1 pseudogene is annotated in these 289 nt (G+C 55.0%); it reads right to left on the minus strand.

Features of this window, described 5'->3' with window-relative positions:
• Nucleotides 1–99: 99 nt before the first annotated feature.
• Nucleotides 100–289, minus strand: a pseudogene (locus E1297_RS00335) (ATP-binding protein); the annotation flags it as partial.

The raw sequence follows: 289 nt of genomic DNA on the forward strand, positions 1-289 counted from the left end.
GCAAGCGGTTATTCGTCGTGTGATTGACGCTCCGCGACAATCTGAGGATTTTCTTTGATTGTCGCGTAGGCTGACGACTTGCGACGCTTTCGCCTTTGCTTCCATAGCGGATCTGCGCCTGTAGCTCTCGACGTTCATTTCGAAAATGGTGGCGTGGTGTACAAGCCTGTCGACGGCAGCGAGCGTCATGGCGGGGTCCGGAAAGACCTTGTTCCATTCGCCGAAGGGCTGATTTGCGGTGATCAGGATGGACTTGCGTTCATATCGTGCGCAGATGAGCTCGAACAGG

The sequence above is a fragment of the Roseibium sp. RKSG952 genome, assembly GCF_009711355.1.